Annotated in this window: 15 protein-coding genes; 3 read left to right on the forward strand and 12 right to left on the reverse strand. The window is 65.7% G+C overall.

The window, feature by feature from the left end:
* Both DH10_RS12425 and nagA read left to right on the forward strand, forming a co-directional pair.
* A partial coding sequence (locus DH10_RS12425; RefSeq protein ID WP_192384770.1) for an SIS domain-containing protein occupies nucleotides 1-423 on the forward strand: 423 nt, incomplete at its 5' end.
* Nucleotides 420-1,580, forward strand: a complete 1,161-nt coding sequence (nagA, locus tag DH10_RS12430; protein WP_192253603.1) for an N-acetylglucosamine-6-phosphate deacetylase — start codon at nucleotides 420-422, stop codon at nucleotides 1,578-1,580. The genes DH10_RS12425 and nagA, both read left to right, overlap by 4 nt.
* Nucleotides 1,581-1,600: 20 nt before the next feature.
* Here nagA and DH10_RS12435 read toward each other — a convergent pair whose 3' ends face one another.
* The 12 genes from DH10_RS12435 to bcoG all read right to left on the reverse strand — a co-directional run bounded on the left by DH10_RS12435 (nucleotide 1,601) and on the right by bcoG (nucleotide 19,105).
* On the reverse strand, nucleotides 1,601-3,127 hold the full coding sequence (locus DH10_RS12435) for a malonate--CoA ligase (protein ID WP_192253601.1): 1,527 nt from the start codon (nucleotides 3,125-3,127) through the stop codon (nucleotides 1,601-1,603).
* A gap of 140 nt (nucleotides 3,128-3,267) precedes the next feature.
* Nucleotides 3,268-4,011 (reverse strand): GntR family transcriptional regulator, encoded by a 744-nt coding sequence (locus DH10_RS12440; protein WP_192253599.1) that lies wholly within the window; start codon nucleotides 4,009-4,011, stop codon nucleotides 3,268-3,270.
* A gap of 254 nt (nucleotides 4,012-4,265) precedes the next feature.
* Nucleotides 4,266-4,943, reverse strand: coding sequence for a ribulose-phosphate 3-epimerase (rpe, locus tag DH10_RS12445; RefSeq protein ID WP_192253597.1), 678 nt, complete (start codon nucleotides 4,941-4,943; stop codon nucleotides 4,266-4,268).
* A 130-nt stretch (nucleotides 4,944-5,073) separates the two neighbouring features.
* Nucleotides 5,074-8,802 (reverse strand): DUF11 domain-containing protein, encoded by a 3,729-nt coding sequence (locus DH10_RS12450; RefSeq protein ID WP_192253595.1) that lies wholly within the window; start codon nucleotides 8,800-8,802, stop codon nucleotides 5,074-5,076.
* Complete coding sequence (locus tag DH10_RS12455; protein WP_376774888.1) at nucleotides 8,799-10,775, reverse strand: NHL repeat-containing protein; 1,977 nt, start codon at nucleotides 10,773-10,775, stop codon at nucleotides 8,799-8,801. The genes DH10_RS12450 and DH10_RS12455 overlap by 4 nt, the downstream gene beginning before the upstream one ends.
* A gap of 368 nt (nucleotides 10,776-11,143) precedes the next feature.
* Nucleotides 11,144-12,085, reverse strand: coding sequence for an alpha/beta hydrolase (locus tag DH10_RS12460; protein WP_192253591.1), 942 nt, complete (start codon nucleotides 12,083-12,085; stop codon nucleotides 11,144-11,146).
* Between the two features lie 258 nt (nucleotides 12,086-12,343).
* Nucleotides 12,344-13,126, reverse strand: coding sequence for a carnitinyl-CoA dehydratase (locus DH10_RS12465; RefSeq protein ID WP_192253589.1), 783 nt, complete (start codon nucleotides 13,124-13,126; stop codon nucleotides 12,344-12,346).
* Nucleotides 13,119-15,197 carry an acetate--CoA ligase family protein gene (locus tag DH10_RS12470; RefSeq protein WP_192253587.1) on the reverse strand — a complete coding sequence of 693 codons (2,079 nt, stop codon included), beginning with the start codon at nucleotides 15,195-15,197 and terminating at the stop codon, nucleotides 13,119-13,121. Before DH10_RS12470 ends, DH10_RS12465 begins: the two co-directional genes overlap by 8 nt.
* A gap of 65 nt (nucleotides 15,198-15,262) precedes the next feature.
* The gene (locus DH10_RS12475) at nucleotides 15,263-16,426 is read right to left on the reverse strand and encodes an acyl-CoA dehydrogenase family protein (RefSeq protein ID WP_192384771.1); all 1,164 of its coding nucleotides are present in this window, start codon (nucleotides 16,424-16,426) and stop codon (nucleotides 15,263-15,265) included.
* A 4-nt stretch (nucleotides 16,427-16,430) separates the two neighbouring features.
* Complete coding sequence (locus tag DH10_RS12480; protein ID WP_192253583.1) at nucleotides 16,431-17,546, reverse strand: carnitine 3-dehydrogenase; 1,116 nt, start codon at nucleotides 17,544-17,546, stop codon at nucleotides 16,431-16,433.
* 2 nt (nucleotides 17,547-17,548) lie between these two features.
* A complete protein-coding gene (locus tag DH10_RS12485) occupies nucleotides 17,549-18,172 on the reverse strand; it encodes an HD domain-containing protein (RefSeq protein ID WP_192253581.1) in 624 nt (207 codons plus the stop codon).
* Nucleotides 18,173-18,187: 15 nt separating this feature from the next.
* Nucleotides 18,188-19,105, reverse strand: coding sequence for a 3-dehydrocarnitine:acetyl-CoA trimethylamine transferase BcoG (bcoG, locus tag DH10_RS12490; RefSeq protein WP_192253579.1), 918 nt, complete (start codon nucleotides 19,103-19,105; stop codon nucleotides 18,188-18,190).
* A gap of 137 nt (nucleotides 19,106-19,242) precedes the next feature.
* On the opposite strand from bcoG, the gene DH10_RS12495 reads away from it, so the two are divergent.
* A partial coding sequence (locus DH10_RS12495; RefSeq protein WP_485020591.1) for a type 1 glutamine amidotransferase family protein occupies nucleotides 19,243-19,594 on the forward strand: 352 nt, incomplete at its 3' end.

The following is a 19,594-nucleotide window of genomic DNA, read 5'->3' on the forward strand; positions in this document are numbered from 1 at the left end:
CCGCGGTCGCTGTTCATCCTCGGCCGTGGTCCTTCCTTCGCGATCGCCAGCGAGGCGGCGCTGAAGTTCAAGGAAACCTGCGCCATGCATGCCGAGGCCTACAGCTCCGCCGAGGTCATGCACGGGCCGCTGGCGCTGGTCGGGCCGGGCTTCCCGGTCCTGGCGCTCGCCGCCCGCGACGCGTCGGAACCTTCGGTGGCCGAGGCCGCCGACAGCTTGGCAGCCAAGGGCGCGGCCGCTTTCGTCACTTCCGACAAGGCAAAGAGCGCCAGGCTGCTGCCGCATGTCGCGACCGGCCATCCGCTGACGGATCCGCTGCCGCTGATCGTGTCCTTCTATGGCTTCGTCGAGGCCTTCGCCCGCCATCGTGGCCTCGATCCGGATGCGCCGCGCAATTTGCGCAAGGTGACGGAAACCGTATGAGCGACCGTTTCGCCCTCATTGGCGCCCGCATCTTCGACGGCGCCGACTGGCATGACGATGCGGCCCTTCTCGTCAAGGATGGCCTCGTCGAAGCCATTCTGCCCGCCGGCGCCATTCCATCCGGCGTGCCCCGTGTCGAGACCGGTGGCGGCCTGGTGGTTCCCGGCTTCGTCGACATCCAGGTCAACGGCGGCGGCGGCGTCATGCTCAACGACCATCCCGATGTCGCCTCGATCGAGACCATCTGCCGGGCGCACGCGCCGTTCGGCACCACCGCGCTGCTGCCGACGCTGATCACCGACACGCCGGCGATCACGGCCGCGGCCATCGCGGCCGGGGCCGAGGCCGCCCGGAAGAAAGCGCCGGGTTTTCTTGGCCTGCATCTCGAAGGGCCGCATCTATCCGTCGTGCGCAAGGGTGCGCATGACCCGGCCCTGATCCGGCCGATGACGGACGCCGACCAGGCAGCGCTGATCGCCGCGCGCCGGGATCTCCCGGTGCTGCTCACCACGATCGCGCCGGAATCCGTCGAGCCGGCCCGCGTCACGGCGCTGGCCGAAGCCGGCATCGTCGTCAGCCTCGGCCATTCCGACACCGGCTATGCCACGGCAACGGCCTTCGCCGAGGCGGGTGCCTCGGTCGTCACGCATCTTTTCAACGCCATGAGCCAGATCGGCAATCGCGAGCCGGGACTGGCCGGAGCGGCCGTTGACACCGGCAAGTTCTACGCCGGCATCATCGCCGACGGCATCCACGTCCACCCGGGCACGATGACGCTTGCGCTCAACGCCAAGAAGGGGCCGGGCAAAATCCTCTTGGTCACCGACGCTATGGCGACGATCGGCACCGACATGACCTCCTTCACGCTCAACGGCCGCACCATCTATCGCAAGGACGGGAGTCTCAGGCTTGCCGACGGCACGCTGGCCGGCGCCGACCTCGACATGATCTCCGCCATTCGCTTCGTCCACCGCGTCGTCGGACTCGATCTCGACGAAGCCTTGCGCATGGCCTCGCTCTATCCTGCCGAAGCGATCGGCCAGGCGCACCGCCTCGGCCGCTTCGCCAACGGCACCGCCGCCGACATCGTCGGCCTGTCGGAGAGTCTGGATGTGAAGGATGTCTGGATCGGCGGTGAGAAGGTGTTTGCCGCCTGAGTTGCTGGTCCGGGCCGCAATTAGCCGGCTCTGCCCGTGGCATAGATATCCTTATACGCCTCGCGCAAAACGTTCTTCTGCACCTTGCCCATCGTGTTGCGCGGCAATTCGTCGACGAAGATAACCTGCTTCGGATGCTTGTATTTCGCCAGCAGCGCGGCGATGGCGCCTGCGATATCGGCGGCGCTTATCGCCGAGCCTGGCTTGCGCACCACCACGGCCGTGACGCCTTCGCCGAAGTCGGGATGCGCAACGCCGATCACGGCGCTTTCACTGACGCCGTCCAGCGCGTCGATCTCGCTTTCGATCTCCTTCGGATAGACGTTGTAGCCACCCGAGATGATCAGGTCCTTGCCGCGACCGACGATATGGACATAGCCGTCGGCGTCGATCAGCCCGAGATCGCCGGTGATGAAGAAACCGTCGCCGCGGAACTCGGCTTTGGTCTTTTCGGGCATCCGCCAATAGCCGGCAAAGACGTTCGGCCCCTTCACCTCGATCATGCCGATCTCGCCCTGGGCAAGCGGTTTGCCGCCTTCGGGATCGGTGATGCGCAGCGTGACACCAGGCAACGGAAAGCCGACCGTGCCGGCGCGCCGCTCGCCGTCATAGGGGTTGGACGTGTTCATGTTGGTTTCGGTCATGCCGTAGCGTTCGAGGATGGCGTGGCCGGTGCGCTCGCGCCAGGCATTGTGCGTCTCGGCAAGCAGCGGCGCCGAGCCAGAGATGAACAGCCGCATGTGGCTGGCCGCGTCCTTCGTCAGGCCATCCTGCTGCAGGAGCCGCACATAGAAGGTCGGCACGCCCATCAGCGCGGTCGCGCGGGGGAAAAGCGAAATGACACGGCCTGGGTCGAATTTTTGCTCGAACAGCATCCTGGCGCCGGCCATCAGGATGACATTGGTGGCGACGAACAGCCCGTGCGTGTGGAAGATCGGCAGCGCGTGGATCAGCACGTCGTTGGCGCCGAAGCGCCAACGCTCGACTAGCACGCGCGCGTTGGAGGCCAGGTTCTCGTGGCTGAGCATGGCGCCCTTGGAGCGGCCGGTCGTGCCTGACGTGTAGAGGATGGCGGCGAGATCGTCGGGCCTGCGCGCCACATCCACGAAATCCGTCGGCTGCAGCGCGGCGCGATCCGCAAGCGTGCCCCGCCCGTCGCGGCCAAGCGTCAGCGTCACGGCCCCCGCCGATGCGGCGAGCGGTTGAATGTCCACTACCTTTTCCGGATCGCAGACGACAAGCCGCGGTTCCGCGTCGCGAAAGAAATAGTCGAGTTCCGGCAGCGTATAGGCGGTGTTGAGCGGCAGGAAGACGGCGCCGGCGCGTAAGGACGCGAGATAGAGGAGCAAAGCTTCCGGGGTCTTCTCCACCTGCACGGCGACGCGATCGCCGGGCTGGACGCCCGTTTGCGTCAGCGCGTGCGCATATTGCCCGGACCGTTCCAGCATGTCGCCATAGGAGATTGAACGCCCGTCATCCGTTTCCATCAGCAGCCGACCGGGCGCCGGCATGCCGGCCCGAAAGGCGTCGAACAGGTGGTTGGTCATGATCGTCCTATGGCCTCATCGCTGACGGAATTTCGCCGGTTCGGCCAGAGCGAATATCAGATTTGCCAGCCAGAGCAATTCCAGGAAAAGTGCGTAACGGTTTTCCGTCCGGAATTGCGTAAAAACAAGGAGTTAGGCAGCTATTTGCGGCCGCGCGCGGCCTTGCCTGCCCGAGCCCTCGGATCGTAGTCCTGGTTGAGCCGCGCCATGCACATCTCTGCCGTCAGCCGGTAGTGACTGAGCAGGGCTTCGACCGCGCCGTCGGCGTCGCCGTCCAGCGTCCGCTCGGCAATCGTCCGGTGCTCGCCGAGGTCGTCGCGTTCGGAGCCCGGGCCGCGCTGCGAGATCAGCCGGTAGCGGGAGGCCTGGTCGGAAAGCTGGTCGCAAAAGCCGATCAGCCAATGCGACCGGCAGGCCGAGATCAGCGCGCGATGGAAGGCGCGGTGCAGCGTCTCCCATTCCGGATTGTTGGTTGCCGGGTCGTTGGGCTGGCGCCGCTCGGCGCGCGCCAGGCGATGCAGGGCGAGCACCAGCTGCTCTTCCCATTCCGCCGTGCGATGGGCGATGGATTCGCGCAATGCGCGTTCTTCCAGCCAGCAGCGCGTGCGGGTCAGCTCCTCCAGCTCCGCCGCGCTCACCGGCATCAGGAAGAAGCCGCGCTGGTCATGGCGGCCGATCAGGCCCTCGGCGGCAAGGCGGTTCAGCGCCTCGCGCACCGGCGAGGCCCCGGCGCCATAGCGGGAAACGACCCATTCGACGCGCAGCTTGCCCTCGGCTTCCAAAGCTCCGCGCAGCAAATCCTCGCGGAGCTGGTGGTAGACCGAACTGGCCAGCGTGCTCTTGGCACCCTTGCCTTCGCCCGTATCGGCGTGCCCGTCTGTCAACTTAACACCTGTTGCTTGCCCCTGTTTGCCAGGGCCCCTCGGCGAAGCAAATACCGTACATGTATCATACATCCGGGCACCGTCGTCTCAAGCGGAAGATGACGATATTCGACTTTAAGACAGGGGCGGGCTATTTATCGATTAAGTAAGTCTACGCAGAAAAAGCTGAGGTTTAGAACCAACTTGATGAATTGACTGACGGTTCGACACCCGTACGATCATGCAACTTCGGCTGGAATTGCAGGACGTCATCTTTAATTGGCGGCCTTGTCGGCTGCTGAGCGGATTGCCTCGATATTTTCCCGATAGGCTTCGACTGTGCCGCCCTTGAAGATGGCCGCGCCAGCCACCAGCACATCGGCGCCGGCGGCCGTCACCAGCGGCGCCGTTTCCGGGGAGACGCCGCCGTCGATCTCGATGCGGATCGGGCGGTTGCCGATCAGCGCCTTCACCCTTCGCACCTTGTCGACGATCGCCGGGATGAACGCCTGGCCGCCGAAGCCGGGATTGACGGTCATGATCAGGATAAGGTCGAGCCGGTCGAGCACATATTCGATCGCCGTTTCCGGGGTCGCCGGGTTGAGCGAGACACCTGCCTTCTTGCCGAGGCCCTTGATCGTCTGCAGCGAGCGGTCGAGATGCGGGCCGGCCTCGGCATGCACCGTCATGCCGTCGCAGCCGGCCTCGGCGAAAGCCGCCAGATAGGGGTCGGCCGGCGCGATCATCAGATGGCAGTCGAAGAAGGTTTTTGTCCGGTTGCGGATCGCCTTGATCACCGGCGGGCCGAAAGTGATGTTGGGCACGAAATGACCGTCCATCACGTCGAGATGGATCCAGTCGGCGCCGGCGGCCGCGACCGCCTCGACCTCGTCGCCGAGCTTCGAGAAATCCGACGCCAGCACCGACGGCGCGATCAGGGTCTTTTTGCTCACGGCCTTGCCCTTTTGTTCCAGACGCAAATGTCAGGACTGACTAGAGGAAGATGCTGGAAAGGGGAAGCAGCGGACAAGAAAAACCCGCCGGATTGTTCCGGCGGGTGTCTTCGTCCTGAGCCATCGGAAGTTACGGCTTGAAGTTCTGGATGTTTGCGCCTGCCGGGTCCTGCAGCATCCGCCTCGGCTGGCGCTGCGGGACCAACTGCTGCAGGATGTTCGGATTGAGCAACAGGTTCGGATTGATCTCCAAACCCGGTCGCTGGCGGATCGGGAAGCAATCCGGATACCGTCCGGTCGTCCCGACCGGGCAGCGCCGCCTGATGATCGGCTGGCAAATGCCGTCGATCATCTGCGAGCCCGGGGCGCACTCGGCGTCAACCCTGCGGCATGCGCCGTCGATCACTTCCGTCCCGCGCGGACACACACAGGCGCCGCGCTTGTTGAGGATCTGGCCGCGGATGGAGCATGCCTGCGGCTTCCTGACCGGCGCGCAAACCTTGCCCCTCACCTCCGTCCCCTTCGGGCAGACGCAATCGCCATCGGCATTGCGCACCTGGCCGCGGATGCGGCACTGGCTCGGCGGCTGCCTGTCGGGCACGCAGGCCTTGGCGGCGCGGTCGAGATGCGTGCCCTGGGGGCAGACGCATCCGTCCTGTGTCGGCACGGCGCCGCGGATCGTGCATTTCGGCGGAATGACCTGGCAAACGCCGTTCACCAGCTCACCGCGCCGGCACACGCAATTGCCGTCCTGGTCGCGGTACTGGCCAGGGCGCAGCGTGCATTGCGGTTCGGGCTGCTCGCTCTGCACGCACCTGCCGTTCTCCAGCTCCGTGCCGCGCGGGCAGACGCAGCGCCCGTCCTCGGTGCGGATCTGGCCCTTGAGCAGGACGCAGCGCGGCGGCACGGGCAGCGGCTGCAGTTTACCGCCGCCGGAACTGCATTGGCCATTGCGGAAGGTCGTGCCCTCCGGGCAGGCGCAGCGTCCGGCCGAGTTCAGCACCATGCCGTTCGAGCACTGGTTCTTCACCTCACGTTTGATGGTGAAGGGGTGGCAGGCATAGGCCTTGCCGCGATCGCCCTGGGCGTTGGTCGGGGCGCGCGACAGCACGTCGCCGCCGCCCTGCACCGGTGTGTTCGGCGAAAGCACGCCGACGCAGTTCTGGCCGCTGACCGTGCCCTGCAGGTCAGCAAGCCGGCCATCGTCGGGGAGGATCACCGTGACGTGATGCCTGTGGCTTTCGCCGGCACCCAGCGTCAGCTTGGCGATGCAGGATGCAGGCAGCGTCGTCGGCTCCGGCGAACAGCCGAAGGGCGGGTCGATCGCGGTGATCCGAACGCCTTCCAGGCGGCCAATGCCGTCGATGCCGACCGCATCACCGATGCGGACCGGACCGGAGAGGGCGTCCGGACCATCATTCGTGATGGTGATCTCGAACGAGCAGGGTTCTCCTGGCCGGCACTTGGCATCGCCGGTCTTCTCGACACGGATGGTCGAGCCGCCGCCGCCCTTCGCGCAAGCCTGGCCGATCGGATAGACGATGTCGTCTCCCGGCGCCGGCCCATAGGAGCCGCGCGCGCAGTTCTCGAACGCGCCATTGCCGCTCACCGTCACGTCGAAGTGCCGGCTCGTTCCGGGCGTCATCGCGGCGCCGGGAATCTGGCACGACAGCGTGTTGGCGGGCACCGCACCGCAGTTCCAGTCCGCGCCGTCAGGGGTCAGGCTCTGGATAGCGACCGGCGCTCCGCCCGCTATAAGCGTCGCGGCATCGTTGACCCGCACCGGACCGGCGGGGGCGGCAGTGCCGGCGTTGCTGACGGTGATGCGGCAGGACACGAAAGCCGCGCCGGCAAGCGAGCCCTCGCACGTCTTGGTGATGCGCAGGCCGGGCTGGCCGCCGTTCGGATGGCGGATGCGTTCGCTCGCGCAGGCCTTGTTGTTGGCGAGGTCGACCTCGCCGGGAATGGCCTTCACCTCGGCGCAGTTCTCCACCGTGTCCGGCCGGTAGTTTGCCGGCATCACCGCGTTGACGACGATCGGCGTCGAGGCGCCCGGAGGCAGCGAGATGCCGGCATTGTCGCAGCGGAACTGGCCGGGGCCGTTCGGTCCGCAGGTCCAGGGTGGGCTCGGCCCGAAGGTAGACGAGGCCGGTGCGCCGCCGGGATAGCTGTCGATCACCGTCAACGGCCCGTGATAGGTATTGGTGCCGTTATTGATGATGTCGATCACGAAGGTACAGGCGCCGTCCGGCGTGCAGACCGGGACGCGGGCGCGCTTCTTCAGGATAAGGTCGACCTTCTTCTCGACCGGAGGCTGGCATTGCGGGTCGCGATCGCCACGGCGGCAGATCGGGATCGAGGCGCAGCCGCGGTCGTTCTGCTGGCTGCCGAACAGCGGCTTGCCGCTGGCCTGGTAGTCATAGGCCGCGCAGTTGCGCAGCGCGCTGCCCTGCCAGCCGCCGGCCGGCTTGAAGCCGAGCTTGAGGACGACGGATGCGCCGGGATTGAGTGTCGTCACCGGATAGGTGCAGGTCATCGGCGTCGTCCCGGGCACGCAGACCCACGGCGGGTTTGGTCCTGCGGACAGCACCGAGCCGGCCGGCAATGTCACCTCGTCGAGCACGATCTTGCCGTTATAGGGCGCGTCGCCGACATTGGTGACGGTGATCGTGAAGTCGCAGCCGCCGGCCATCGTGCAACGCGGCACCCCGGCCCACTTCTCCACCTTGAGGTCGGGCTGCTTCTCGGGCGGGCACCTGAGGTCGCGTGGGATGACGATGTCGATCGTCTGCGTGCAGCAAAGGCTCCAGCCTTCCTTCGGCCCGGCATAGGTCTCGATGCCGGTGACGACGAGATGGATGGCCTCGCCGGGCGAAGCGCCGACAATCTTCCAGTTCAGCACGCCACCGCCGGCAGGCACCTGCTGCGTGTCGGGGACAATGGTGATGCCGGGCGTCGTCGTCGACACCTGCACCCACTTGCCGCCCATCTCCGGGCCGACCGGCATGTGGTAAATGAAGGCGCCGCCGCCAGGCACGCAGTCGACGGTGCCGCGCTCGACCTTGAAGCATTCTTTGCCGGGAGGCGGAGGCGGCGGGTTGCACTTGGTCAGGTCGATCGTGATCGAGGTCTTCACGCCGGTGAGGAAATCGCCGTCGTCGGGCTTGCCCGGATCCTGCGAGGGAATGGTGGTCGCCGGACCGCCCCTGAAGGCCACTTCCATCAGACCCTGATTGTCGACCGTCGCTGGTGCGGGAAAGGCGGCATGGTCTATCTTGGCCGTGATGCGGAAAGTGATCACGCGTTCGTTCGCGGTGCCGACGCCGTCAAGGTTGGAAGCGCTGATCCGGAAGTTGGAAACGCTCGCCGTATCGTTCCGGCTGGCCGATGTGCTGATCGAAGCAGCGGGCAGCGGCCCGCCTGAAGCGCTGGTGCCGTCGCCGACGACATCGACGCTGACGATCTGCAAGCCGTGCGGCAGCTGGTCCTTGAACTCGAGCCTTGTCGCTTTCAGCAGGGCCGCCACGCTTGGCCGGTCGAAGTCCTGCGGGTCGCCACGGATGCCGAAGCTCAGGACATACTCGACGGAATCGCAGCTTCGCTGGCCGCCCTTCTTGGTGAAGAAGGGTATGATCCGCCCGAGCTCCGGATTGATGCCGTGCGGTTCCGGATTGGCGGTCTGGCCGGTCGCGGCCGGAGCCTTGTCTTGGGCAAGCGCCGGCAATGCCGGCATCATGGCGACCGCGACACCGGCCGCCATCAGCCAGCGCGCCCCGCGCCTGGCGTATGACAGGGGTTTCATGATCGTCTCCATGACGGTTTTGCGCGAGGCGAGGCGGGAAAGGGCGAGATCGCTCATCTGTCCCTCCTCGGCGCTTCGCAACTGACGGCCGGCGTTCTGAGCGGCAGCGTCATCTTGCAGCAAGGATAGTAGCCACCCTTGTCCTGGTCGGACTTCCTGTAGAAGCAGAGCCCGACATTGACGGTGTCGCCCGGATTATGGCCGGTGATGTCGATCGTGTACGGCTTGCCCGGCGCATGCGACACGGGGGAGGTCACCCCGACGCCAGGTGTTTTGGACAAAGCCTTGATCGAATCGCCGCCGAAGCCGGCATGGTCATGGAGATAGAGATCGGCCTGGAGCCCGCGGGGCGTGCAGAAATACTGGACGTCCTCGACATCGAGGCAGGGAGGCAAATTGCCGGGCGGCGGGAAGTCAGGCGGGTAGAAGGGAGCCAGATAGCCGCCGGGAATTTCCTCATAATGGCCGGCACGGCCCTCGCACGGCCGCCAGACCCTGACGTCGCCGACATGGCCCTGGACGTCCGGGTCTTCGAAATAGCCGTCGAAGTCGACGAACCATGAGCCGAAAGGCGGCACGTTGGCCGGCTTGACCAGCGCGCTCGGCGTCACCTGCACGCCATGCACGGCGAGCGGTCCGCCCGCGGCTAGCCGCTCGGCAAGCTCGGGATTGTCGCGCAATTTATCGCCGGTGTTGAGCACCGTGTCGGTGCACACCGAGTTGTCGAGGTTGCCCTCGGCATCGTAGCGGTATTGCAGATCGACGCCGCCGGCCGACTGGCGATTGCCCTGCGGGAAGCCGATCGCATATTCCTGCGGCACCTCGATCCAGACCGATTCCGTCGCCGGATTGTCCGGATCCTCGCGCTGGTAGCGAATGACCTCGCCGTTGCCGGAATCGGCGAAGCGGCCGTAGTCGTAGCGGTTCTCGACCGCGCCGCGCTGGGCGAGGTACATGAAGCCCTTATTGTCGAAGGCGATGTCGGTGACGGCATAGTCCTTGTCGGCCTTGACCGTCAGCTCCCAGCGCGGATCGCCGGCAAAGCTTCCGTCGCTCGCAATGCCGACCGACCAGATTTCGGCCTTCTCGCCGACGGAATAGTAGAGCCGGCCGCCATGATAGGCGACAGCCCAGACGCGACGCGCAACCTGCGTATAGCCCCATGTCGCGGGGTCTTCGCTATCGAAAGCGGCGGCCTGGATGTTCATGACGGCGCCGTCGTCGGCGACCGGGGCGAGCCCATGCGCGGGACGCCCGGCAACGCCATGATCGAAGCTGTCGATCAGATTGCCCTCGACGTCGATGCGGTGGATCAGGCCGGTGTCGAGGTCCGACGCGAAGAACTCACGATGGGTTGGATCGAAGGCGAGGTTGCCGATGCCGGGACCGCTGTTGGTGTCGATATCGGCGAATTTCGATACGGCGCCGGTGATGCCGTCGATCTTCCAGATCGTGCCCGGGCCGCCGCCGTTTTCGATGCCGAACTGGCCGTCCATGAAGGTAGCGCCCGCGCTACCGCGGCGCTGCCGCTCGGGGCGCCCGTCATCGTCGGCATCCGGCGTGACGATCTCGACGCCGTGTAGCGAGGTCGCTGCCGCATAGAGGTTGGGGATGCCCGAAGGCATGCCGTCGCGCACGCCGTCGTCATAGGTGAGGCCGAACACCTCGCCGATCTGGCCGGCCGTCACCTCGAAAGGCGGCGGCGTGTAGACGAGCTGGCCCGAGGCCGGGCCGCCGAGCCGCGAGACGTCGAAAATGCGCAATGAGGCCTGCGAGGTGTCGATGAAGGTTTCTTCGACCGGGTCGACGCCGGGCGGCAAACCCTGATCGAAATCGGGAATGATTGTGCCCGGGAAGCCGGTCACCGCCATCGAGCCGGGATAGATGATCCGGGTTTCCTGGGCTTTCGCAAGGCCGCCAAGCCAGAGGCCGGCGGACAACGCCAGGGCGAGTATTCCGCCGGCTGTCGTTATCGCGCGGCGCACACCGCAGGCGCGAGAAGCCACGAACGAGCCGCGGTCGCAAAACATTGAACTCCCCCCGAAGTCTTCGGAAGAACCATCCGTTTTCGCCGCGCAAATCAGGGCAAGGCGCGGCGTTCCGGCTCGTTCGTCCCTGATCGAATTGTCTTTTTTCCGCCTGGTCACGATACGACGGCTGCCTGGCAGGGTCAACGGAATCAGCCGAAAGCCCAGCACATCGATCCCATCCCGAAGGCGATGGTCGCGCCGGACTCCTGTTGCTCCCGGAGGCCCCCGAGTCTCTGGGTTTCTGGTCATTGTGGCTCCTTTCCGGCGCATGCCAAACGGCGCCTGGCCGTCAGTCGCAGGCTGACGCGGAAAGGTTCAATGCATGAGAGGCGCGGGGGCGGAACACATGCCTTTGCCGCCAGGGAGGATCACCAGGTCCACTCGCCCCCGCCGAGCGCCGACACCGCCTCGACGATGCGGGTGAAGCTCGACCGTGCCCGGCCGACCGTGTGCCGGGCTCTCAAATAGCCGTGCACGAGCCCCGGTTCCTCGAACCAGTATGCATGCCCGCCGGCCGCGACGACGCGGTCGCGATAGGCCTCGCCGTCGGACGACAGCGGGTCGCATTGCGCGGTGATCAGCACGGTCGGCGGCAGGTAGGCGAAATCGGCATCGGCGAGCGGATACAAGGTGATGTCGCCGGTTCGGTCCACGCCGCCGGTGCGGATATGCTTGTAGAACTCGAGATCACGCACCGTCAGCATCGGCGCCTCGGCATGCGTGACATAGGAGCCGCGCGAGCGGTCGCCGCCAAGGCTGGGATAGATCAGCACCTGGCCGACCGGCTTCTTCACATGGCCGCGCGTCGCATGGGCAACGGCGGCGCAGAGATTGCCGCCGGCGCTGTCGCCGCAGAGCAGGACCGGGCAATCATAGGTCGAGGTCGCCCACTCGAAGGCGTTCATGACATCGTCGAAAGCGGCCGGATGCAAATGCTCCGGCGCGAGCCGGTAGTCGACGGAGACCACTTCGTAGCCTGTGCGGGCGCAAAGCTCGGCGCAGACATCGTCATGGCTGTCCAGCCCGCCGAGAATGAAGCCGCCGCCATGGACATAGAGCACCATGGCAGCCTTGTCCGGCGCCGCGCTGCGATAGATGCGGATCGGGATACTATTCCACGGCGCGGCTATTGCCATCGTTTCCGCCGTCACGCCCTGTGGGTAGCCGGCGAAGAACTCGCGGCACATCCGGTCGTAGATTTCACGCTGCTGGGCAATCGTGTGGTCGATCGTATCCGGCGGGCAATAGGAATTGGTCTTCTCGATGAAGGCCCAGGTCTCGGCGTCGATGGGGGTCTTGTAGTCGGTCATGGCGCGTGGACTGGCTGCAAAGGTTGAGCCTGGGCGCCCCCCTCTGGCCTGCCCGTCCTCCGCAGCAGCTGCGCTGCAGCTACGGAGGGTGGACCGGCCTTCTCCCCCTCAAGGGGGGAGATTGGATGTCTTTTCGGCTTTCGCCAATTTTCGACGTTGCTAAGGAGGCGCCGGCGAAGCATCCGCCAATCTCCCCCCTCGAGGGGGAGATCCCCGGCAGGGCAGAGGGGGGTGGGACGCGCCGTCATCTTCGCAGTGTCACTTCCCTTTCCACACAGGGTCGCGCTTTTCGGCGAATGCCCGGAACCCTTCCATATTGTCCTCCGAACCGTAGAGGATATCGACCGTCGGCAGCTGCCGGCGCGTCACCTTGTTCATCGCCTCCTGGAAGGTCAGCGCTTCGGCGACGCGCGCCGTCTCCTTGATCGCGGCGAAGACTAGCGGCGGGCCGCTGGCGAGCAGGCGTGCGATCTCCCAGACGCGATCCTCGAGCTTCTCCGTGGGCAGCACCTCGTTGACCAGGCCCCAGCGATGCGCCTCCGCCACATCCATCCAGCGGCCGGTGAGAAGCAGGTCCATCGCGACGTGATAGGGGATGCGCTTCGGCAGCTTGATGGTCGCGGCGTCGGCAAGCGTGCCGGCGCGGATCTCGGGCAGCGCGAAGGAGGAGTGGTCCGAGGCATAGATGAGGTCGCAGGACAGCGCCAGCTCGAAGCCGCCGCCCACCGCCATGCCGTTGACGCAGGCGATCACCGGCTTGTTGAGGTCGCGCAACTCCTGCAGCCCGGCAAAGCCGCCGATGCCATAGTCGCCGTCGACCGCGTCGCCCGAGGCCGCCGCCTTCAGGTCCCAGCCGGCGCTGAAGAACTTGTCGCCGGCGGTCTTGACGATGGCGACGCGCAGGTCCGGATCGTCGCGGAACGCCTTGAAAGTCTCGCCCATCAGCCGCGAGGTCTTGAGGTCGATGGCGTTGGCCTTCGGCCGGTCGAGCGTGACTTCGAGGATGGTGCCTTCGCGGCGGGTGGTGATGACGTCAGCCATTCTTCTTTTCTCCAAGCACCAGCAGGGCGTCGGCGATCCAGGCGCCCTTGCCTTCGGCGCAGACGATCAGCGGGTTGATGTCGAGTTCCTCGATCTCGCCTTCATTCTTCTGCACGAAGTCGGCAATGCCCGAAATCGCAACGATGGCGGCCTGGGCGTCGGCCTTCGGCCGGCCGCGATAGCCTTCCAAGAGCGGATAAAGCTTCAGTCCACGCAGAGCAGCTTCGATGTCGTCGCGCGTCGCCGGCAGCATCAGGGTCACGCTGTCGCGCAACAGCTCGACCAGCACGCCGCCGGTGCCGAGCGTCATCACCGCGCCGAACATCGGGTCGCGGGTGAAGCCGACGATCAGCTCGGCGACGCCGTCGCGCACCATGCGCTCGGCATAGAGGCCGGTGCCGAGCGGCAAAAGGTCATGCGCCGCGTTGCTGACGGATTCGGCGTCCTTGAGGTTCAGCCGCACCGCGCCGACTTCCGACTTGTGGGTCACGCCCAGCGCTTTCAGCGCCACCGGGAAGCCGAGCGCCATCGATGAGATCACCGCCTCGACCGCGTTGGAAGCGCGCTCGCCTTTCGGCACCGGCAGGCCCGCCTTGATCAGCCTGTCCTTGGCCTCGGCCTCGTCGGGAGTGACGTGGCCGCCATCGGTCGCGCCGGCGGCCGTGGTGTCGACCGGCTGCGCCTGCGGCTCGCGCCAGGCCCAGCCGATGAAGGCCGCCGCCTGCGCGGCATCCAGGGCCTCGGAAATACCGAACAACGGCACCATGCCACGCGCCATCAGCCCGGCCGTGTATTCCTCAGGCAGGTTCTCAGGGAGCGAGGAGACGATCGCGCCCTGCGCCCTGTTGGTCTTCAGCGCCGCCTCGAAGGCGCGCAGCGTCGCCCACCAGTCGGTGTCGGAGCAGCGGTCGGGGCGCGGGAAGTCGAGCACCAGCATGTTGAGGTCGAAGCCGCCCGACACCATGGCGGTGAAGGTGGCCGTCATCGCCGGCTCGTTGTTCCAGATGAAGGTGTGGTAGTCGAGTGGATTGGCGACCGCGACCAGTGGCCCGAGCGTCGATTTCACATGCGCGCGATGCTCGGCGCTCAGCGTCGGGAAATGCACCCAGCGCCCTTCGGCGCTGTCGGCCATCACTGAAGCCTCGCCGCCCGAGCAGCTCATCGACGACAGCTTGTAGCCCGGCAGCGGCCCGGTGATGTGCAAGAGCTTCAGCGCCTCGATGAAGGCCGGGATGGAATCGACGCGCGCAATGCCCAGCCGCTTCAGGAAGGCGCCCGAGGCGGCATCGGAACCGGCCAGCGAGGCGGTGTGCGACACCGTCGCCTGCCGCGCCTGCTCCGAACGGCCGACCTTCATGGCGATGATCGGCTTCTTCAGCTCACGCGCCCTGGCAGCCAGTCGCTCGAAGCCGGCCACGGAGTCGAAAGCCTCGATATGCAGGCCAAGCGAGGTGACGCGCTCGTCCTCGATCAGCCCGAGCGCCATTTCGGAAAGGCCGGTCTGCGCCTGGTTGCCGGCCGTCATCAGGAAGGCGATCGGCAGGCCGCGCTTCTGCATCGTCATGTTGATGGCGATGTTGGACGACTGCGTGATGATGGCGACGCCCCTGCCGCCTTCAGCCAATCTTATGCCGCCGTGCTGGTCGGGCCAGAGCAGCGCGCCGTCGGCATAGTTGATCAGGCCGTAGCAGTTCGGACCGATGATCGGCATCTGGCCCGCGGCGGCGACGAGCTCCGCCTGCAGCCGCTCGCCGTCCTCGTCATAGGCCTCGGTCTCGAGGAAGCCCGCCGCGAAGCAGACGGCGCCGCCGGCGCCACGTTCGGCCAGCGCCTTGACGACCTCGATGGTGAGGTGACGGTTGACGCCGACGAAGGCAGCATCGGGCGCTCCGGGCAGATCGGCGACGGAGCGATAGGCCTTGCGGCCGGCGACCTCGTCCTTGCTGGGGTGCACCGGCCAGATCTCGCCGGCAAAGCCCATCTTGATCGATTGCGCCACGACGGCGGCGGCCTGCGCCCCGCCGAACACGGCGATCGATTTCGGGCGCAGGAGACGTTCGAGTTTATGCATGGTCATCTTTTCGTTTGAGCGCGATCTCTTCCAAAAACCGGATCCCGGCTTGTGGCGATCATGCTCTAAGCGCCGAACGGGCGCAGCAACGCCCGCGAAATAATATGTCGCTGAATCTCTGAAGTGCCTTCCCAGATGCGCTCGACGCGCGCGTCGCGCCAGATGCGCTCCAGCGGCAGGTCGTCCATCAGCCCCATGCCGCCATGGATCTGGATGGCTTCGTCTGCCACGAAGGCGAGCATCTCGGTGGCCTTCAGCTTGGCCATCGCCATGTCCTGATCTGTGACGGTGCCCTGATCGTACTTCCAGCCGGCTTCGAACACCATCAGGTCGGCGGCCTTCAGCTCCGTCGCCATGTCGGCGAGCTTGAAGGACACGCCCTGGAACTTGCCGATCTGCTGGCCGAATTGCTGGCGCTGCGCGGCATATTCGATGGCATGCGAAAGCGCGCGCTCGGCACGGCCGAGGCAGGTGGCGCCGACTTGCAGGCGCGTGGCGCCAAGCCAGGAATTCGCGACCTCGAAGCCCTTGTGCACCTCTCCCAGGATCTGGCTCGCCGGCAGCCGGCAATCGTCGAATTCAAGGATCGAGTTGGTGTAGCCGCGATGCGAGACATTGCGGTAGCCGTCGCGCACCGAAAAACCCTTGGTGCCCTTGTCGACGAAGAAGGCGGTGATCTTCTTGCGCTTGCCGCGCGGCGAATCCTCTTCGCCCGAGGCCATGAAACAAATCGCGAAATCGGCAATATCGGCATGGCTGATGAAATGCTTGGTGCCATTGAGCACCCAGTCCGAGCCGTCCTGAACGGCGGTCGCCTTCATGCCGCGCAGGTCGGAACCGGCGCCCGGCTCCGTCATCGCCAGGCAGTCCCACTTCTCGCCGCGGATGCATGGGAAGAGGTACTTTTCGCGTTGCTCCGGCGTGCCGGCGAGCAGGATGTTGGATGGACGCGCGACACAAGTCCAGTGCAGCGCGTAATTGGCGCGGCCAAGCTCCTTCTCGTAGAGCAGCCAACTTACCGTATCGAGGCCGGCGCCGCCGACATCGGCCGGCATGTTAGCGGCGTAGAGCCCGGCCGCGATCGCCTTGGCCTTGATCTCATCGATCAGCTCGCGGCGCAGCACGCCGGTGCGCTCCACCTCGCGCTCATGCGGGTAAAGCTCGTTCTCGACGAAGGCGCGCGTCGTCTCGACGATGAGCTTTTGTTCCTCGGAAAGACCGAAATGCATCGCCTCAGCCCTTCTTCTTGCTCTTCTTCGCCTTCTCAGCCTTTGCCGGCTTCGCGGCCTTCTTCGCCGGCTTGGCCGCCTTGGCCGTTGCGGTAGCCTTGGCTGGGGTCGGCTTCTTCGCCGCCAGTTTGGCGAGCTGCTTGGTATAGTCCTTGTGCAGCGCGCCGGCGCCCCAGCCCTTGCCCTTGTTCTGCTTCGACAGCGCCTCCATGATCGCGACCAGATTGTCGTCGCGGATCTTTTCCAGCTCGCGGATCGACAGGCCGTTCGCTTGCTCGTCCGACTGCGTGGCGATCAGATCGACCAGCTCGTCGTTGAATTCGGGCACATCCATCAGTTTGGTCCACGGCCATTTCAGGCAGGGCCCGAACTGCGCCATGAAGTGGCGCATGCCGGCCTCGCCGCCGGCGACGCGGTAGACCTGGAACATGCCCATCTGCGCCCAGCGCAGGCCGAAGGAATAGCGCATGATGTCGTCGAGTTCCTCGACGGTGCAGATGCCGTCCTTGACCAGCCACAGCGCCTCGCGCCAGGCCGCTTCCAAGAGGCGATCGCCGACGAAGGCCTCGATCTCCTTGCGCACCACCACCGGCTTCATGCCGATCGAGGCGTAAAGTTCCTTGGCGACTTCGATCGCCTCCGGGAAGGTCTGCAGGCCGCCAACGATCTCGACCAGCGGCAAAAGGTAGACCGGGTTGAACGGGTGGCCGACGACCAGCCGCTCCGGATGCTTCTTCATCGCCACCTGCATGTCGGTCGGCTTGATGCCGGAGGTCGAGGAGCCGACGATGGCGTTGGCCGGTGCGTGCAGGTCGATCTCGGCCAGCACTTTGTGCTTGAGGTCGAGCCGCTCCGGCACGCTTTCCTGGATGAAGTCGGCATCGGCGACCGCCTCGGCGATCGTCTTGGCGAAGGTGAGCTTGCCTTCCTTGGGCAGGCCGCCGGGCAGCATCTGCTTGTAGGCGCGGCGCGCGCCCTTCATCACTTCGCCCACCTTGCGTGATGCTTCGGGATCGGGATCGAAGATCGACACGTCGATGCCGTTCAAGAGCAGCCGCGCCACCCAGCCGGCGCCGATGACACCGCCGCCGATGGCGGCCGCCTTGTTGATGATGCTCATGATCAGGCTCCGGTTCTTGTCCTGGCTGTTTCGGGATCGGTAAGCGGCACGCGCTCGCCGGCGCGGATCACCGCCGGGTCGTAGGCCTTGCGCGCGAAGACGTCGAGCACGAAAGGCCGGAAGAATTCGATCGGCAGCGTGTCGTAGTCGGGATCGAAGCTCGACTGGTCCCAGCGCTCGCAGAACTGGTCGCAGTCGTCGAAATAAAGGTGGCCTGCGAAGCGGTCGCGGGCATGGCGGTTGCCGCCGAGATGATGCGCGTAATAGAGGCGCTGGAAATCGCCGTGCTTCTCCACCACCCAGGTGCATTGCTCGCGCACGAACGGCTTCAGGATCGTCGCGGCATATTCGTCATGGTTGTAGGGCGCGTAGATATCGCCGATGTCGTGCAGCAGCGCGGAGACCAGCCAGTCGCTGTCGGCGCCGTCGTGCCAGGCACGCGTCGCGGCCTGCAGCGAGTGGCCGAGCCGGGTGATCTTGTAGCCGGAAAGGCCCTCGTCGAGCTGCACGAGTGCATCGAGCAGCCGGTCGCCGGTCCTGGCGGCATAGTCGATCTCGTGCGCGGTCAGGAATTCATAGTCTTGCCTGTCGCCGTCCTTCATCGCCGTGAATTTGACGGTTGTCATATCCGACCCCCCGAATCACGCGGCGATCGGCGCCCGCTTGGTAAGGTTGAGCTTCTTACGCACTTCCTCGGGCCCAAGCACGCGCGCGCCGAGATTGGTCACGATGCTGGCGGCGCGCTCGACGAGCTGCGCATTGGTGGCCAAAACGCCTTTGTCCAGCCAGAGATTGTCCTCCAGGCCGACGCGGACATTGCCGCCGGCGAGCACTGCGGCCGCGACATAGGCCATCTGGTTGCGGCCGATCGAGAAGGCCGACCAGTTCCAGGTTGACGGCACGTTGTTGACCATTGCCATGAAGGTGTTGAGGTCGTCCGGCGCGCCCCACGGCACGCCCATGCAGAGCTGCACCAGCGCATCGGGGTTCAGCACCTTCTCCTCGACCAGCTGCTTGGCGAACCACAGATGTCCCGTATCGAAGGCCTCGATCTCGGGCTTTACGCCCAACGCCGTCATCATGCCGCCCATGGCGCGCAGCATGCCGGGCGTGTTGGTCATCACATAGTCGGCCTCGGCAAAATTCATCGTGCCGCAATCCAGCGTGCAGATCTCCGGCAGGCACTGGCGCACATGCTCCATGCGGTTGGTGGCGCCGCCCATGTCGGTGCCTTTTTCATTCAACGGCAGCGGCGCCTCGGGCGAGCCGAACACCATGTCGCCGCCCATGCCGGCGGTGAGGTTGAGCACCACGTCGACATTTGCCTCGCGGATGCGCTCGGTCACTTCGCGGTAGAGATGCACGTCGCGCCTGGGCTTGCCGGTCTCGGGGTCGCGCACATGGCAATGGACGATTGCGGCACCCGCCTTGGCGGCCTCGATCGCCGAATCGGCGATCTGCTTGGGGGAGCGCGGCACATTCGGGCTGCGGTCCTGCGTGCCGCCGGATCCGGTCACGGCACAGGTAATGAAGACCTCACGGTTCATCGCGAGCGGCATCGTCTTTCCTCCCAAATTAAATCAGCCATCCATGTCGACCAAAAAGTCGGAAACCGGCTTTGGTATGACGACATGCGCCGAAGCTGACCAACAATGCCCGACTTGCCGGAAACTGTTTTGCGTTTTACGAAGGCCTCATGACTAAAAGCGAAAAGCCGACGATCTTTCGCGCCGAACGCGAAACGCTCAAGGTGACGTTCCTGGTGTTCTCGGGCTCGTCGATCATGTGCGTGGCCTCGGCGGTCGACCCGCTGCGCGCCGCCAACCGCATCTCCGGCGAGACATTGTTCGACTTCAAGCTGGTCTCGGTCACCGGAGAGGCGCCGGTGACGACTTGCGGCCTGCCGGTCGCGGTCAGCGGCCGCTTCGACGCGGCCGAGCCCACCGACATGTTGGTCGTCGTCGCCGGCTTCGGCACGCAGAACTATGCCACTTCGGCATTGCTTGCGGGTTTGCGGAGGGCGGCGCGTGCGGCCCGCGCGTGCGGCG

It is taken from the genome of Mesorhizobium silamurunense, from assembly GCF_014843825.1.
Classification (GTDB): Bacteria; Pseudomonadota; Alphaproteobacteria; order Rhizobiales; family Rhizobiaceae; genus Mesorhizobium; species Mesorhizobium silamurunense.

Coding starts and splice junctions, on each gene's coding strand:
- DH10_RS12470 (WP_192253587.1), bottom strand. CDS start 15,197: ATGCATAAACTCGAACGTCTCCTGCGCCCGAAATCGATCGCCGTGTTC.
- DH10_RS12475 (WP_192384771.1), bottom strand. CDS start 16,426: ATGCATTTCGGTCTTTCCGAGGAACAAAAGCTCATCGTCGAGACGACG.
- DH10_RS12455 (WP_376774888.1), bottom strand. CDS start 10,775: ATGTTTTGCGACCGCGGCTCGTTCGTGGCTTCTCGCGCCTGCGGTGTG.
- DH10_RS12460 (WP_192253591.1), bottom strand. CDS start 12,085: ATGACCGACTACAAGACCCCCATCGACGCCGAGACCTGGGCCTTCATC.
- DH10_RS12485 (WP_192253581.1), bottom strand. CDS start 18,172: ATGACAACCGTCAAATTCACGGCGATGAAGGACGGCGACAGGCAAGAC.
- DH10_RS12450 (WP_192253595.1), bottom strand. CDS start 8,802: ATGAGCGATCTCGCCCTTTCCCGCCTCGCCTCGCGCAAAACCGTCATG.
- bcoG (WP_192253579.1), bottom strand. CDS start 19,105: ATGCCGCTCGCGATGAACCGTGAGGTCTTCATTACCTGTGCCGTGACC.
- nagA (WP_192253603.1), top strand. CDS start 420: ATGAGCGACCGTTTCGCCCTCATTGGCGCCCGCATCTTCGACGGCGCC.
- DH10_RS12480 (WP_192253583.1), bottom strand. CDS start 17,546: ATGAGCATCATCAACAAGGCGGCCGCCATCGGCGGCGGTGTCATCGGC.
- DH10_RS12435 (WP_192253601.1), bottom strand. CDS start 3,127: ATGACCAACCACCTGTTCGACGCCTTTCGGGCCGGCATGCCGGCGCCC.
- DH10_RS12465 (WP_192253589.1), bottom strand. CDS start 13,126: ATGGCTGACGTCATCACCACCCGCCGCGAAGGCACCATCCTCGAAGTC.